Source organism: Psychrobacter immobilis (genome assembly GCF_003148585.1).
Lineage (GTDB): Bacteria > Pseudomonadota > Gammaproteobacteria > Pseudomonadales > Moraxellaceae > Psychrobacter > Psychrobacter immobilis.
The window spans coordinates 158664-172892 of sequence record NZ_QGGM01000001.1; the positions used below are offsets into that span (position 1 = coordinate 158664).

Consider the following 14229-nt stretch of genomic DNA (forward strand, 5'->3'; position numbering starts at 1 on the left):
CTTTATTTTGAGAATGATGATACCAGTTATATACTGCCTAGCTATTAGGGTTTGTAGTTCTACTGACAATAAAAAATAAACCAATTTCAATAACTATTTAATATAACTACATAAAAAAATATTAAAATTCGCATAATATAAAGTGAGATAATCATTATTATGCTAATAAAAAAATTTATTAGAAATAAAGCTTGTAAAATCTCAAAAACTTGATAGAATACTCAACCTAAATAGGCGTATAGCTCAGTTGGTTAGAGCGCTACCTTGACATGGTAGAGGTCAGCAGTTCGAGTCTGCTTATGCCTACCAAATATTTAAAAAGCCCCAATCTTACGATTGGGGCTTTTTTTGTCCGTGAAATATGGGCTGTAGCGGAAAATCTTTACTCGTAACGCCCTATAATCATCACTATGTAAGCTGTTTTAAATTGCTAAAAAAAACGACGGTGACCAAAACGTGACCAGTCTTTAAAAATCCCTAAACTAAAAATTCTCTTTTTGACTTCTACTTCGAATTTTAGATTAACGTCTATTTCTTTATATTCTCTGCCTCAACTTCTGTTACATATTCAAAAAGATCTCCTACTCCTAAATACTCACAAAGCTTATCTATAGTATCAAAATCAATTCTTGATGACTGATCATTGTATATCTTATGTAACGTCGTTTTGCTTACTTCTGTCGCTCGTACGGCATCCGCTACTTTTAGCCTTCTTTCAGCCAACAAAGTCGGAAGATGGTTAACTATCATCCTATAAACCCCCATTATAATTATAAAAAGTACTTGCATAGTTATAAATTTATGGAAAATTACAACTGTGGTATTAAAAATTACCATTATGGTTAAACTTTATATAAGTAACATATTATTTAACATACCTAACTACCCAAGCGCTTTCTGATCTCATCAAATATAACCCCCGTACTATCCGTAATGAGCTCAAAGATAGTGTGCTTATCGAGGGTATTCATTACATACGTCCATTTGGCGGTCGTAAGATCTTGTACATTTGGGAAGATATTGAAAAAGATATGCGCACTGGCGTCGCCGATAGCATCAATGCCATGGCACTTCAATAAGGAGAAATAGAATGGCTAGTATCATAAGTAGATACGGCAAGCTTATTTTGGATTTTTACTATATGGGTAAGCGCTGTCGGGAGACGACAAACCTGACCGACACTCCAGCGAATCGCAAAAAGCTTGAGAAGGTGATTGAAAAAATGGAAGCAGAAATCATCCTAGGTTTGTTCAACTATGCTAAGTACTTTCCAAAAAGTGACAAGGCGGCAGAAATGGTAGCTTTAAAAGATCGCAAGGAATGTATCCACGTAAAAATCCTTATTGCGAGAAAGGATAAACTCAGGTAAATTTTAAAAAACATTTGTTTGGATTAATAATTGAATATGAATAATGATAATGAGCAGAATTGTTCGATAGTTGCTGGTAATACTTTTATCGCGCATGTTCGTGCCAGCGACGGTCATGAGCAACCTCTCTATGACCATTTAACAGGCACAGCAAAAATATCCAAAAACTTGGCAACTAAGATTGGTTTGCCATTAGCGGGTGAGTTGATTGGACTGGTACATGATTTAGGCAAATATAGCCAAGAATTTCAAGAATATATTAAAGACAGTATCACTTATGATAATTATAAAAGCCTAGATTTAGATGAGGACGAAGAAGCCGAAATCTTGCTAAAAGGCAAACCAAAACGCGGTTCTGTCGATCACTCTACCGCTGGCGCAATTTATTTATATAAACAGCTTAAAGGCTTATCTACCAGCCGAATCAATGACAGCACTCAAGAAAAAATAAAAATAGGTCAAGGACAACTGCTTGCCGATATTTTATTCATTTGTGTTGCCTCCCATCATAGCGGCATGGTCAATGTCATTGATAAAGAAGGCAATGAATACCTTAAAAATCGTAAGCAAAAAATCGAGGGCAAATCTCATTATCAAGAGTCTTTAACCAATGCTCGCGATAATGAGTTATTTGCTCACTTAGATGACAAGATTAACAATCAAATGCTGGGCGAATTTAGCAAAGCGATTGCCAATGTGTTAAACGATAAATCCTCGAAAGACAAACAAAAAGACTTCTATATTGGCTTCTATGCACGTCTGCTGTTCAGCTGTCTGATTGATGCTGATCGTAGTAATAGCATCGCTTTTGAACATCCAGACCAAGCGCATCTATTAGATTATCAGCGCCCAAATTGGCAGACTGCGATAGATAAAGTGGAAGCGCTGTATGAGGATTTTGCCAATCAAGCAAAAAACAGTCCTCATAACCCCATTAATGAGCAGCGCACCCATATTGCGGATACTTGTTATGCTAGCGGCCAACAAGCGCAAGGTATCTATACTTTAACCGTGCCAACGGGCGGCGGCAAAACACTTGCCAGCCTACGCTTTGCGCTCCAGCATGCCAAAAAACACACTCTTGAGCGCATTATCTATATCATTCCTTTTACCAGCATCATTGAGCAAAACGCCGCTGAGATTCGCAAGGTGCTAGAAGAAAAGCAAGCCGATGGCAGTTTTGATGGCAAATGGGTATTAGAGCAACACTCAAACCTAGAGCCTGATGTGCAGACATGGCAAAGTAAGCTAATTATGGACAATTGGAATGCGCCGATTGTATTTACCACAATGGTGCAGTTTTTAGAAAGCTGCTTTGGCGGCGGTACTAAAGGTGTCAGGCGTTTGCACCAGTTAAGCCGCGCGGTACTTATATTTGATGAAATTCAAACGCTGCCCATCAGTTGCTATTATCTGTTTTGTAATGCCATTAACTTTTTAACCCGTCATGCTAGCTCTACAGCGGTGCTATGTACGGCGACGCAACCAGTGCTAGACAATCTTCCCATCGCGCATAATGGCAGTCTCAACCCCTCAACAGAGATTATTGGCAACCGCGAACAGTTAGCCACCCTATTTGACACCCTAAAGCGCGTGGACATTCACGACCACACTCAAACACTTAGAGATTTAGACAACTTAACAGCTTATATTGAAGACAACTTTCAAGAATATGCCAGCACTTTAGTAATTGTGAATACCAAAGCGTGGGCAACTCAGCTGTATCAGTCGCTATCAGCCTCTATAGCTGAGGATGAGCTATTTCATCTGAGTACGGGGCAATGTGCGCGCCATCGTAAAGACTTACTGGCTAAGATTAGAAGTCGGTTAGACCAAGGTCTGCCGACGCTAGTTATCTCAACGCAATTAATTGAAGCTGGCGTGGACGTCTCATTTAAGTCCGTGATTCGATTTTTGGCAGGACTCGACAGTATCGCGCAAGCTGCTGGACGCTGTAACCGTCATGGCGAGATGGGTGATGAGACAGGAGCCTCTTTAAGAGGACAAGTATTTATCGTCCGTCCTGATAAAGAAAACCTAAGCAAGCTGCCGACTATTGAGCTGGGTAGAAATAAAATGTCTGATATTCTTCACAGTTTAAGACTGCCTGAAAATGAGGGCAAGCACCTACTCGATCCCGATATCATGACTGAGTTTTTTAAGGTGTTTTATACCACAGAACATGCAACAAAAGAGATGGCTTATCCTATTAAAAATAAAAATGGCAAATCTTCTGGCACTGAGACCATATATGGTTGGCTAAGCAACAACACCACGAACCCTGTCGTCAATAATGAAAATCCAAATAGACTTAAAAACGGTCAATATCCAAAACTTTGGCAATCTTTTATGGATGCAGGGCGTGCATTTAAGGCGATTGATGCGCCAACGCAAGCGATCATCGTTCCTTATCATAAAGCAGGTGTTGAGCTGATTAATGACTTGCACGGTACACTCGTTAGCGATGGTGAATTTTATAAACTAGTCCATAAAGCTCAGCAATATAGTGTCAATGTGTTCCCTTGGATGCTGCAAAAATTACAAGATGATAAGGCAATAGTCATGGTCAGAGACACGGGTATTCTAACGCTAAATGAGCAGTTTTATGATGAGCACATGGGGATAGATATCGCAGGAAAAGGCAAGCTTGATTTTGTAGATTTTGGGATGTAGCAGTTGATATGAAATGGCAATGACCGTGGTAAGACAGTCATTGCCGAGCAAATATACTCATATTTTCCTTTACGTTTCAATCCACATCAAGATTTTAAATAAAAATAGCTTGATGAAGTGATCCATTATACGCTATTATCGTTTTGAAGGTAATTTTCTATATAAACATATTTTCTTTTACGAAGTTTTTTATTCTCTAAGATTCTGTTAGCTTACTATCAAAAGGAAAACGATTATGGCAGCCCTACTGATCACTTACGACTTAAATGCACCTGGTCAAGAGCATGATAAGATTCTTGACAAAATAAAGACTTTTAATGGATGGGCTAGGCTTTCAGAGTCAAGCTATGCTGTAGCTACTTCATTAACGCCTCAGCAGGTTTATGACCAGTTTAAACCACAGTTAGATACTAATGATCGTATTTATATTATTACGCTAAAACAGCCATGTGCTGGTTATGGTTCTAACGAAATTAATGACTGGTTAAATAGTAATCTAACAAACTAAAAATTTGAAGGGTGCAAGTTCTTTTTTAGGGACTTGCATTATTCATTAAAAGGAACTGACATGATATGAAAGAAAATAAAATCGAATTCCTCCTCACCGGACGACATGCTCTATTTACCGATCCCATCACTCGTATTGGCGGTGAAAAAACCAGCTATCATCTGCCAACGTATGAAGCGCTAAAAGGCGTATGCAAAAGCATCTACTGGAAACCCTCCATCATTTGGTACATCGATAAAGTGCGCGTGATAAACCCCATTCGTACCCAAACCAAAGGCATGAAGCCTATTAAATTTCACAAAGATGAAAATGATTTGGCTTATTACACTTATTTGCATGATGTCGCTTATCAAGTGCAAGCACATTTTGAGTGGAATATGCACCGCCCAGAGCTTGCCGCTGATCGTATTGATGGCAAGCATTATAGTATTGCTCAGCGTATGGTCGATAAAGGCGGTCGCCAAGATATATTTTTAGGTGCAAGAGAGTGCCAAGGCTATGTAGAGCCTTGCAAATTTGGTAGTGGTAAAGGCGCTTATGATGATACGCCAGAGTTAAGTTATGGTCTGATGTTTCATAGCTTTGCCTATCCTGATGAAACTGGCATAGATGAGCTACACAGTCGATTTTTTCGAGCAGTGATGGAGTATGGTGTCGTAGAGTTTCCCAAGCCGACGGATGATTTGCAAACCGATAGCAATAATGGTATGCCCAATCGCTTTGTGCGCGCGATGACTGCCAAAAGCTTTGCGCTTGATGATAATTTTCAATCAGTCATGCAAACGGAGGCAACGCTATGAGTTGGTTACAACGGTTATATCAAACCTACGAGCTTGCCAGTAAAAATGAAGATATCAAAGCGCAAGATCATGCTTTGATGCCTTATTACCATGTCAATCAAAACATACAAATCATCGCCACCATCAATAATAAAGGCGACTTTGTTAGAGCAGAGATTTGCCGAGAGGATAGCGGTAAAGTAAAGTCTAAATACCTTGCAATTCCTGCAACTAACGATTCTGCTAACCGCACCTCGGGAGCAGTTGCCCATCCGTTGTCGGATAAATTGCAATATGTGGCTAAAGACTTCTATAGCTACAGCGATAATAAAAAGGATGTCTATCCTTTATACGAAGAAGTGCTTTCTACTTGGTGTGAGTCAGAATACGCCCACCCAAAAGCACAAGCGGTGCTAAATTATGTCCAAAAAGGTACGCTGGTCAAAGATTTACTCAACGCTAAAGTACTGATAGCTGATCCTGAGGATAATAATAAACTGGCTTATCCTGAGCAAGCCGGCGATTATCCGGACAGTATTTTATCCTCATTAAATAAAAATAAAGGTGTGTTTGATCAAGGAGCGGCATTTGTCTCATGGCAAGTCATCAATAGTGAATTGAGCAGTCAAGCTAAACCAAGCCAAGCCGAAACGTGGAAAGATGACAGCTTGTTTGACTCATGGCAGCAGTTTTATGCCACCCTTGATAGCACCGATGGCTTTTGTTATATCACGGGTCAAAACCGTCCACTTGCCAGCAAACATCCTAACCGTATTTTGCGAAGCGCGACCAATGCCAAGCTCATCTCCGCCAATGATATGGACAGCTTTACCTTTTTAGGGCGCTTTACGGATAATAAAGCCTCTATCAAAGCGCAAGGTTTGCAAGGTGCGAACATCAGTGCCGTGGTCACCGAAAAAGCCCATGCCGCGCTCTCTTGGTTACTGGCACGTCAAGGGCGCGAGGAAGCAGGACAAGCGGTCGTCGCTTGGGCAATATCTGGTGAGGAGACGTTACAGCCAACCGAACCCTTGAATAAAAGCGCCACTTTTGATGTGGTCAAAAATGCTGAACAAAGTGAGCAGATGCTTTTTGAATCGGACGATATTGACGAATTCGAAAATATGGACAGTGAAGATGATGAAGACAGTGAACAAGAGATCGCTGGCACTGATAAGGAAGCGCCTTTACCCTTTAAGCACAGTAACAATTTAGGTCATCTGTTCGCGACCCATTTAAACAACACCATGCAAGGCTATCGGCAGAAGCTTGACGCACATGACCAAATTTCTATCATCACTTTGGAAGCCGCGACCCCTGGACGTATGGCAGTGACGTATTATCATGAGAGTATGCCCAACGATTATATTGATGCGCTAGAGTCTTGGCATCGACAATTTGCGTGGTATTTTACTTACGCTGACCCCGAAAGTGGTGAGCGTAAATTAACACTCAAAGCGCCAACCCCTAAGCAAATCTCCCAAGTGGCTTATGGCGCGCGTCTGTCTGATGCGCTAAAAAAACAAGTCGTCTCGCAAGTACTGCCTTGTATCGTTGAGGGCGCGGCAAGGCAGTTTCCTTGGCAATTAGTCGATTTGTCCATCAAACGCGCTTGTAACCCACTGGCATTAGACAACTGGGAGTGGGAGCAAGCTATTAGCATTGCCTGTGCCTTATACCGTGGCTATTATTTGCGTCAATCAGAATCTAAAAAAAGGAGCTATACCGTGGCATTACAAACTGACTATACCAGCCGTGACTATTTATACGGTCGCCTATTGGCGGTTGCTGAAGATATCGAGAGCTTAGCGCTATTTATAGCAGGCGAAAAACGCAACACCACCGCACAGCGTTACATGCAGCAGTTTGCCAATCGCCCCTTTACCACATGGCGCAATATCGAGCTGGCTCTCAAGCCTTATGAGAACCGCCTAAAGTCCAATCGTGGCGGTTATTTGGCTAATAAACAAGATTTAATGGACCAAATCATGAGCTTATTTAATGTTGCAGACTTTACCAATGATGCCGCCTTGTCAGGTGAGTTTTTACTGGGTTATCACAGCCAAAAAATGCAAATAAAACTGGATAAACAGCAAGCAAAAAAGAATCGTGAAGACGAAAAATATTTAGAAAACACTGATACAACGGCTTAATCTAAACTTTTGAATATTTGTATTTAAAACCTAATAAAAGGAAACCGTATGACCGCCTCTACTCAAAACCCTATTAATAATAAAATCGACTTTGCCATCATCATGGGCGTAACCAATGCCAACCCCAATGGCGACCCACTAAACGGCAACCGTCCACGCACGGACTTTGAAGGCAATGGTGAAATCACTGATGTGTGTCTAAAACGCAAAATTCGTGATCGTCTGCAAGAGTCAGGCGAGGCGATATTTATCCAGTCTGATGAGAAAAAAATCGACGGCATGACCAGTCTAAAGAACCGTGCTTATGACGAAGTGGTTGGCTTAGGTAAAGGCGCGTTTGAGGCTGATAAAAAAGACAATATCGAAGCCAAACGTGATGAAACCGCAAAAAAAGCCTGTGATAAGTGGTTTGATGTGCGCGCTTTTGGTCAAGTATTTGCCTTTAAAGCAGACACTAAAAATGCCGATGGCGTATCTATTCCAATTCGCGGTCCTGTCACCATTCAATCTGCGTTTAGCTTACAACCTGTCGATATTACCAGCACTCAAATCACCAAAAGCGTCAGCGGTGAAGGCGATGGCACCAAAAAAGGCAGCGATACCATGGGCATGAAACACCGCGTTGATGAAGGTGTTTATGTGACTTATGGCGCTATCACACCGCAGTTGGCTGAGCGCACGGGCTTTAGTGATAACGATGCTGAAAAGCTAAAAGAGATTTTACCGAAGTTATTTGAAGGTGATGCGTCATCAGCGCGTCCTGAAGGCAGTATGCAAGTCAAAAAGGTCGTTTGGTGGGAGCATAGTAGTAAGTCAGGACAATATTCTTCTGCAAAAGTACATCGCAGTTTAAAAGAGCTGTTAGATAACAAAGGCGCGTTTGATGAGGCAGCGTTAACGTCGGCGCTTGCAGGATTAAAGCCTGAGATTATTGAAGGGTTTTAAGTTAATTTTAGCCTTTAAACATCTGAGCAAACTTTACCAAGTGAGGTTTGTTCAAACCATATTACTCAATGAGGAGTCATAGCCATGCAAACCCTCTACTTATCTCGTCTACAACACTATCTCTTTTGCCCGCGTCAATTTGCGCTGATTGAGCTGGAATGCGCGTGGGAGGAGAACTTGTTTACCGCTGAAGGGCAAGTCATGCACGAAAAGGTCAACTCTGGCGGGCATGATACGCGCGGTGATATTAAAACCGTGCGTACCTTGCGGTTAGGTCATGACGCACTGGGATTAGAGGGCGTGGCGGATGTGGTTGAATATCATACTGATGACACTGGTACCCAGACGCCCTTCCCTATTGAGTATAAACGCGGTAAGCCCAAATCACACCGCGCCGATGAAGTGCAACTGTGCGCCCAAGCGTTGTGTTTAGAAGATATGCACGACTGTATTGTTTCTAAAGGCGCACTTTTTTATGGCAAAACGCGCCGCCGTCACGCGGTAGATTTTGATGACGAGCTGCGGCAAATTACCTTAAATGCGATTGACGAGTGCCGTCATATTATAGAGAGCGGACAGACGCCAAAGCCTACCTATAGCACTAGCAAGTGCCGCAACTGTTCACTTAAAGATATCTGTCACCCAAAGATTTTTAATAAAAATGCTCAAGCTTGGTTGAACAAAAAAATCAATCTGAGCTTAGAGAATTAGCAGTGCTTCACTATTTAATTGACTGCTAATTTCACTACTTTTTAGCCTAGATAAGGATACTCATGCGCCCACTAAAAAATACGCTATTTGTGCAAACCCAAGGTGCATGGCTGAATAAGCAAGGCGAAAATGTGGTCATGAATATTGACCATGAAGTCAAAGGTCGTGTACCTATTCATAAGCTGGAGGCTATTGTTTGTTTTGGGCAAGTCTCAATTTCACCAGCCCTTATGGCACATTGTACCGACAACGCGATGACCATTACGCATCTCAATCGCTATGGCAAGTTTCAAGCACGTATTGAGGGCGCGGTCAGTGGTAATGTGCTGCTGCGCCGTGAGCAGTATCGCATTAGTGATGATGCGGCGCGGGTGCAGCCGATTTGTCATAGTATTATTTTGGGTAAAGTACACAATCAGCGCCAAGTGGTGCGCCGCTATCTGCGGGATTATAAATCTGGGTTAGATGACAATATAGTTGATCGTTTAGAGTCGGTACAAGTACGACTTGAACGCGGACTGCATAAAATTCTAGCGACCGAAAATTTGCCTGATTTACTAGGTCGCGAAGGGGAAATGGCAAGCCTTTACTTCAGTGTGTTTCCTCATTTTATTCGTAATCCTGATTTTCATTTTGCCAAACGCACGCGTAATCCGCCGACTGATGCGATGAACGCGCTGCTGTCTTTTACGTATACACTGATGACCCATGAGTGTCGCAGTGCGCTGGAAACGGTCGGACTTGATCCTGCTTGCGGTGTGTTTCACCAGCTGCGCCCTGGTCGTCCTTCACTAGCGTTGGATCTAGTCGAAGAGTTCCGCCCTATTGTTGATCGGTTTGTATTATCGCTGGTCAATAAAAAGCAGCTGAGCAAGTCAGATTTTAAAACAGAGGCAAGCGGCGCGGTCTGGCTTAAAGATGATGCTAGGCAAACCTTTTTTAAGGCATGGCATGACCGTAAGCAGCAAACCATTTATCATGAATGGTTTGAAGAAACTGTACCGTTTGGGTTGCTCCCCCATTTGCAAGCGACCATTATGGCGCGGCATATCAGAGGCGATATTGATGCTTATATTCCGTTTTTGTGGAAGTAACGATAATTATAAAAACAGTAAGTATAAACGTAATAAAAAGGATTCATATTATGATGGTATTGGTGACTTATGACATTAGCTCAGAGGACGCAAACTTTGCAAAACGGTTACGTCACGTTGCCAAGCACTGTTTAAACTTTGGGCAACGGGTGCAATATTCGGTGTTTGAGATTGAGGTCAATCCGGCTCAGTGGACGACGCTGAAAGCCACGCTTGAGGACATTATTAATCATGATGTGGATAGTTTACGTTATTATTATCTTGGTAAAAACTGGCGGAATAAAGTGGAACACATTGGAGCAAAACCTGTGCTAGACTTAAACGATGTACTGCTATTTTAGCGGTTGTTATCATAAAATCTATTGTTTGACCGTAATAAGGTCAATGCGAACCTATAGCGTACATGAAATCTCTAAGAGACTCGCAAAGGGGTCGCAATGTTATTTAACAACTTGATTTTACTGAATTTATTTTCGTATATTAAAACTTTGGTAAGCGAGATGCTTGCCAAATTCGCTTATGGTTTAGACGTTCGCAAATGCCAAGGTTTTTTCTTAACCTTATTAGCGACTTAGACTAGGGGCTTTCGCGTCCATCACGGGCGCGTGGATTGAAACTGAGTGAGGTTAAAAAACTCACCGACGCGGCCCTTCGCGTCCATCACGGGCGCGTGGATTGAAACATGACCGCGGCTCTTACCCCATCTTGATTTTGGTTTCGCGTCCATCACGGGCGCGTGGATTGAAACAATCTATCCATCGTGCTAACAATGCCCTGCGCTTTTCGCGTCCATCACGGGCGCGTGGATTGAAACGCTTTACGTAATTCGCTTAGCGTATCACTAATGTTCGCGTCCATCACGGGCGCGTGGATTGAAACAAAAAACAAGCATATTGGTTCTTTTGACACACCTTCGCGTCCATCACGGGCGCGTGGATTGAAACACAAAGTATCGGTACACCAAAAAACAACTTGCAATTCGCGTCCATCACGGGCGCGTGGATTGAAACATGCCACCACCTCGGCAAATGAGTTAATCAAGTTTCGCGTCCATCACGGGCGCGTGGATTGAAACGCAGAACTCACCTGCCTGTGTGTAATTCAAAACTTCGCGTCCATCACGGGCGCGTGGATTGAAACATATCGCGGATATAGCCGTAAGGTATGCCAGTGTTCGCGTCCATCACGGGCGCGTGGATTGAAACCTTAAAGATGATCTTTAGGCACGTAGAAATAATTTTCGCGTCCATCACGGGCGCGTGGATTGAAACCATCTGCGTTAATAAACGATGAATCTTGCTTGTTCGCGTCCATCACGGGCGCGTGGATTGAAACTTTATCGCCATAATCCATAACTGTTACATCAGGCTTTCGCGTCCATCACGGGCGCGTGGATTGAAACTCAACTTATCTAAAACCTGCTGACCTAGCTCGTTCGCGTCCATCACGGGCGCGTGGATTGAAACCTTGGCGCTCATTGGACGTAAGAACAACTCTCTGGTTCGCGTCCATCACGGGCGCGTGGATTGAAACTCAACGATAGCCCATTGCTCGACCACGCTATCGTTCGCGTCCATCACGGGCGCGTGGATTGAAACTATGAGCCTAGCGCAGCAGTTAAGCGTCTTATTTCGCGTCCATCACGGGCGCGTGGATTGAAACAGGCTTAAACACTAAGAAAACCCACGCCTTGCCTTCGCGTCCATCACGGGCGCGTGGATTGAAACTTAATAATAGGCTCGACACGCGCTGGCATGACATTCGCGTCCATCACGGGCGCGTGGATTGAAACCTGTTGTTGGCTAGGTGGCTGGTAATCAGGATTTTCGCGTCCATCACGGGCGCGTGGATTGAAACATACCAGTAACCGTCGTAACTTTATAGCACAGGTTCGCGTCCATCACGGGCGCGTGGATTGAAACGAGCATTACAACACGTTTGGCAGTGTTGAGAATTCGCGTCCATCACGGGCGCGTGGATTGAAACTTGGTCTTTGCCGTCATAATCAAACGGTGCTATCTTCGCGTCCATCACGGGCGCGTGGATTGAAACAGGAACGGCATTTAAGGATAGACATACAGTAGCTTTCGCGTCCATCACGGGCGCGTGGATTGAAACTAATATACGAACATTAAGAGAACGGGAATACGATTCGCGTCCATCACGGGCGCGTGGATTGAAACTATCTTTAGCTTGTCAATATCATTCATGGTTATTCGCGTCCATCACGGGCGCGTGGATTGAAACATAAGCAAAGCCTAGACTTGCGGTAGCGGTTGTTCGCGTCCATCACGGGCGCGTGGATTGAAACTTTATTGGTAGGGTTGTACCAGCGTTCCTCTTGTATTCGCGTCCATCACGGGCGCGTGGATTGAAACGCTAGTATTGGTCCTGCGAGATCAGTACCGCTCTTCGCGTCCATCACGGGCGCGTGGATTGAAACAGCTAGCGAATGGTTACGCGATGCAGCTAAGGAGTTCGCGTCCATCACGGGCGCGTGGATTGAAACACTATAAGCAGTGATTCACTGATTGAGCAAGCATTCGCGTCCATCACGGGCGCGTGGATTGAAACGCGCTTGCTGCTGTGCCCTGTTGTACCGGTGTATACTTCGCGTCCATCACGGGCGCGTGGATTGAAACTTAAACACCAACTCCTCTTTAGTTTCAATGATTTTCGCGTCCATCACGGGCGCGTGGATTGAAACGCCTTGTGCATTTGCTCAAACGTCACCTTGTCGTTTCGCGTCCATCACGGGCGCGTGGATTGAAACATGGCCATGTCTCCAAATAATCAGTTATTGTTTTTTCGCGTCCATCACGGGCGCGTGGATTGAAACAGATACCACAAACACTAGGCGAGGCTCTGCAACTTCGCGTCCATCACGGGCGCGTGGATTGAAACATCGTAGATGCTTGCTGTGATACCAACGTAACTGTTCGCGTCCATCACGGGCGCGTGGATTGAAACAAGAGATTTACGAGCAAGTGGTGAGTGAGCATATTCGCGTCCATCACGGGCGCGTGGATTGAAACAACGCCGTCATTATCAACCGTGATGAAGATATTGCTTCGCGTCCATCACGGGCGCGTGGATTGAAACTCGCTAGATTATCCGCCATCTGTGAATAGCTACTTTCGCGTCCATCACGGGCGCGTGGATTGAAACACAACTATCAAGATATGTCGGTCAGCATGATTCTTCGCGTCCATCACGGGCGCGTGGATTGAAACTTACTGGAGGTCTAAGAGAACTTACAGCAGGTTTTCGCGTCCATCACGGGCGCGTGGATTGAAACCCCCATAGTGAGCAATTAAACCAGTGGCTTTGCTTCGCGTCCATCACGGGCGCGTGGATTGAAACATGAGTTGAGATTGGGCGGTGCTGAGGCTGTTAGATTCGCGTCCATCACGGGCGCGTGGATTGAAACAAACGCTGCCACGGGTCGCTCAATACCGTTAATTTCGCGTCCATCACGGGCGCGTGGATTGAAACAATCTATCCATCTTATCAATAACAGCCTGTGCTTCGCGTCCATCACGGGCGCGTGGATTGAAACGCTAATACAGTAAACACCCTCCGGCACGTAAATATTCGCGTCCATCACGGGCGCGTGGATTGAAACATGAGCCGCAGCACTTTGGGCAAACGCTAATGGTTTCGCGTCCATCACGGGCGCGTGGATTGAAACTCTATTTTGCGGTTGTGGTGCAAATAAGGTACTTCGCGTCCATCACGGGCGCGTGGATTGAAACAAATTTGCATCGCAAGCCAAAGCTCGTCAACAAGACGTTCGCACCTTCACGGTTGCGTGGATTGAAACCGCATAACTCAAGCATTCTATGGTGGTTCGTTGACCTACCTTGATATGGTAAAGATTACCACTCAGTCCAGTATAGATTTTAGTGAATATAGGTAATATTCTTCATATTTTCTCAATTATATGCAAGGATTAAAACGCTAATCTCCTTATATTGTGCAGAGTGGTCTTACTAAC

Annotated in this window: 10 protein-coding genes, 1 tRNA gene, 1 pseudogene and 1 CRISPR repeat array; of the genes and pseudogenes, 11 read left to right on the forward strand and 1 reads right to left on the reverse strand. The window is 44.0% G+C overall.

All coding sequences use genetic code 11. The annotated features are described in order from the left end of the window. Positions 1 to 232 precede the first annotated feature (232 nt). Positions 233 to 309 (forward strand) — tRNA-Val (locus C8D84_RS00720). 219 nt (positions 310 to 528) lie between these two features. Here C8D84_RS00720 and C8D84_RS00725 read toward each other — a convergent pair. Beyond that, a complete protein-coding gene (locus C8D84_RS00725; protein WP_109589624.1) occupies positions 529 to 750 on the reverse strand; it encodes a helix-turn-helix domain-containing protein in 222 nt (73 codons plus the stop codon). A 200-nt stretch (positions 751 to 950) separates the two neighbouring features. On the opposite strand from C8D84_RS00725, the gene C8D84_RS13925 reads away from it, so the two are divergent. The 10 genes and pseudogenes from C8D84_RS13925 to cas2 all read left to right on the forward strand — a co-directional run bounded on the left by C8D84_RS13925 (position 951) and on the right by cas2 (position 10573). Next, positions 951 to 1079, forward strand: coding sequence for a hypothetical protein (locus C8D84_RS13925; protein WP_265735492.1), 129 nt, complete (start codon positions 951 to 953; stop codon positions 1077 to 1079). 11 nt (positions 1080 to 1090) lie between these two features. Then, positions 1091 to 1315, forward strand: a pseudogene (locus C8D84_RS00730) (Arm DNA-binding domain-containing protein); the annotation flags it as partial. A 90-nt stretch (positions 1316 to 1405) separates the two neighbouring features. Further along, complete coding sequence (gene cas3, locus C8D84_RS00735) at positions 1406 to 4042, forward strand: CRISPR-associated helicase Cas3' (protein WP_109589286.1); 2637 nt, start codon at positions 1406 to 1408, stop codon at positions 4040 to 4042. Between the two features lie 235 nt (positions 4043 to 4277). Next, positions 4278 to 4550, forward strand: a complete 273-nt coding sequence (locus tag C8D84_RS00740) for a hypothetical protein (protein ID WP_109589288.1) — start codon at positions 4278 to 4280, stop codon at positions 4548 to 4550. A 65-nt stretch (positions 4551 to 4615) separates the two neighbouring features. After that, positions 4616 to 5350 carry a type I-C CRISPR-associated protein Cas5c gene (gene cas5c / locus C8D84_RS00745; protein ID WP_109589290.1) on the forward strand — a complete coding sequence of 245 codons (735 nt, stop codon included), beginning with the start codon at positions 4616 to 4618 and terminating at the stop codon, positions 5348 to 5350. Continuing rightward, positions 5347 to 7482: a type I-C CRISPR-associated protein Cas8c/Csd1 gene (gene cas8c / locus C8D84_RS00750; protein WP_109589292.1), complete on the forward strand. Its 2136-nt coding sequence runs from the start codon at positions 5347 to 5349 to the stop codon at positions 7480 to 7482. The genes cas5c and cas8c overlap by 4 nt, the downstream gene beginning before the upstream one ends. Before the next feature lie 48 nt (positions 7483 to 7530). Continuing rightward, the gene (gene cas7c / locus C8D84_RS00755; protein WP_109589294.1) at positions 7531 to 8427 is read left to right on the forward strand and encodes a type I-C CRISPR-associated protein Cas7/Csd2; all 897 of its coding nucleotides are present in this window, start codon (positions 7531 to 7533) and stop codon (positions 8425 to 8427) included. A gap of 84 nt (positions 8428 to 8511) precedes the next feature. Further along, positions 8512 to 9138, forward strand: coding sequence for a CRISPR-associated protein Cas4 (gene cas4, locus C8D84_RS00760; RefSeq protein ID WP_109589296.1), 627 nt, complete (start codon positions 8512 to 8514; stop codon positions 9136 to 9138). 62 nt (positions 9139 to 9200) lie between these two features. Beyond that, a complete protein-coding gene (gene cas1c / locus C8D84_RS00765) occupies positions 9201 to 10232 on the forward strand; it encodes a type I-C CRISPR-associated endonuclease Cas1c (protein WP_109589298.1) in 1032 nt (343 codons plus the stop codon). A gap of 50 nt (positions 10233 to 10282) precedes the next feature. Beyond that, positions 10283 to 10573 carry a CRISPR-associated endonuclease Cas2 gene (gene cas2 / locus C8D84_RS00770; protein WP_109589300.1) on the forward strand — a complete coding sequence of 97 codons (291 nt, stop codon included), beginning with the start codon at positions 10283 to 10285 and terminating at the stop codon, positions 10571 to 10573. Between the two features lie 244 nt (positions 10574 to 10817). After that, a CRISPR array of direct repeats spans positions 10818 to 13987; the repeat unit is 32 nt; unit sequence TTCGCGTCCATCACGGGCGCGTGGATTGAAAC. Positions 13988 to 14229 lie beyond the last annotated feature (242 nt).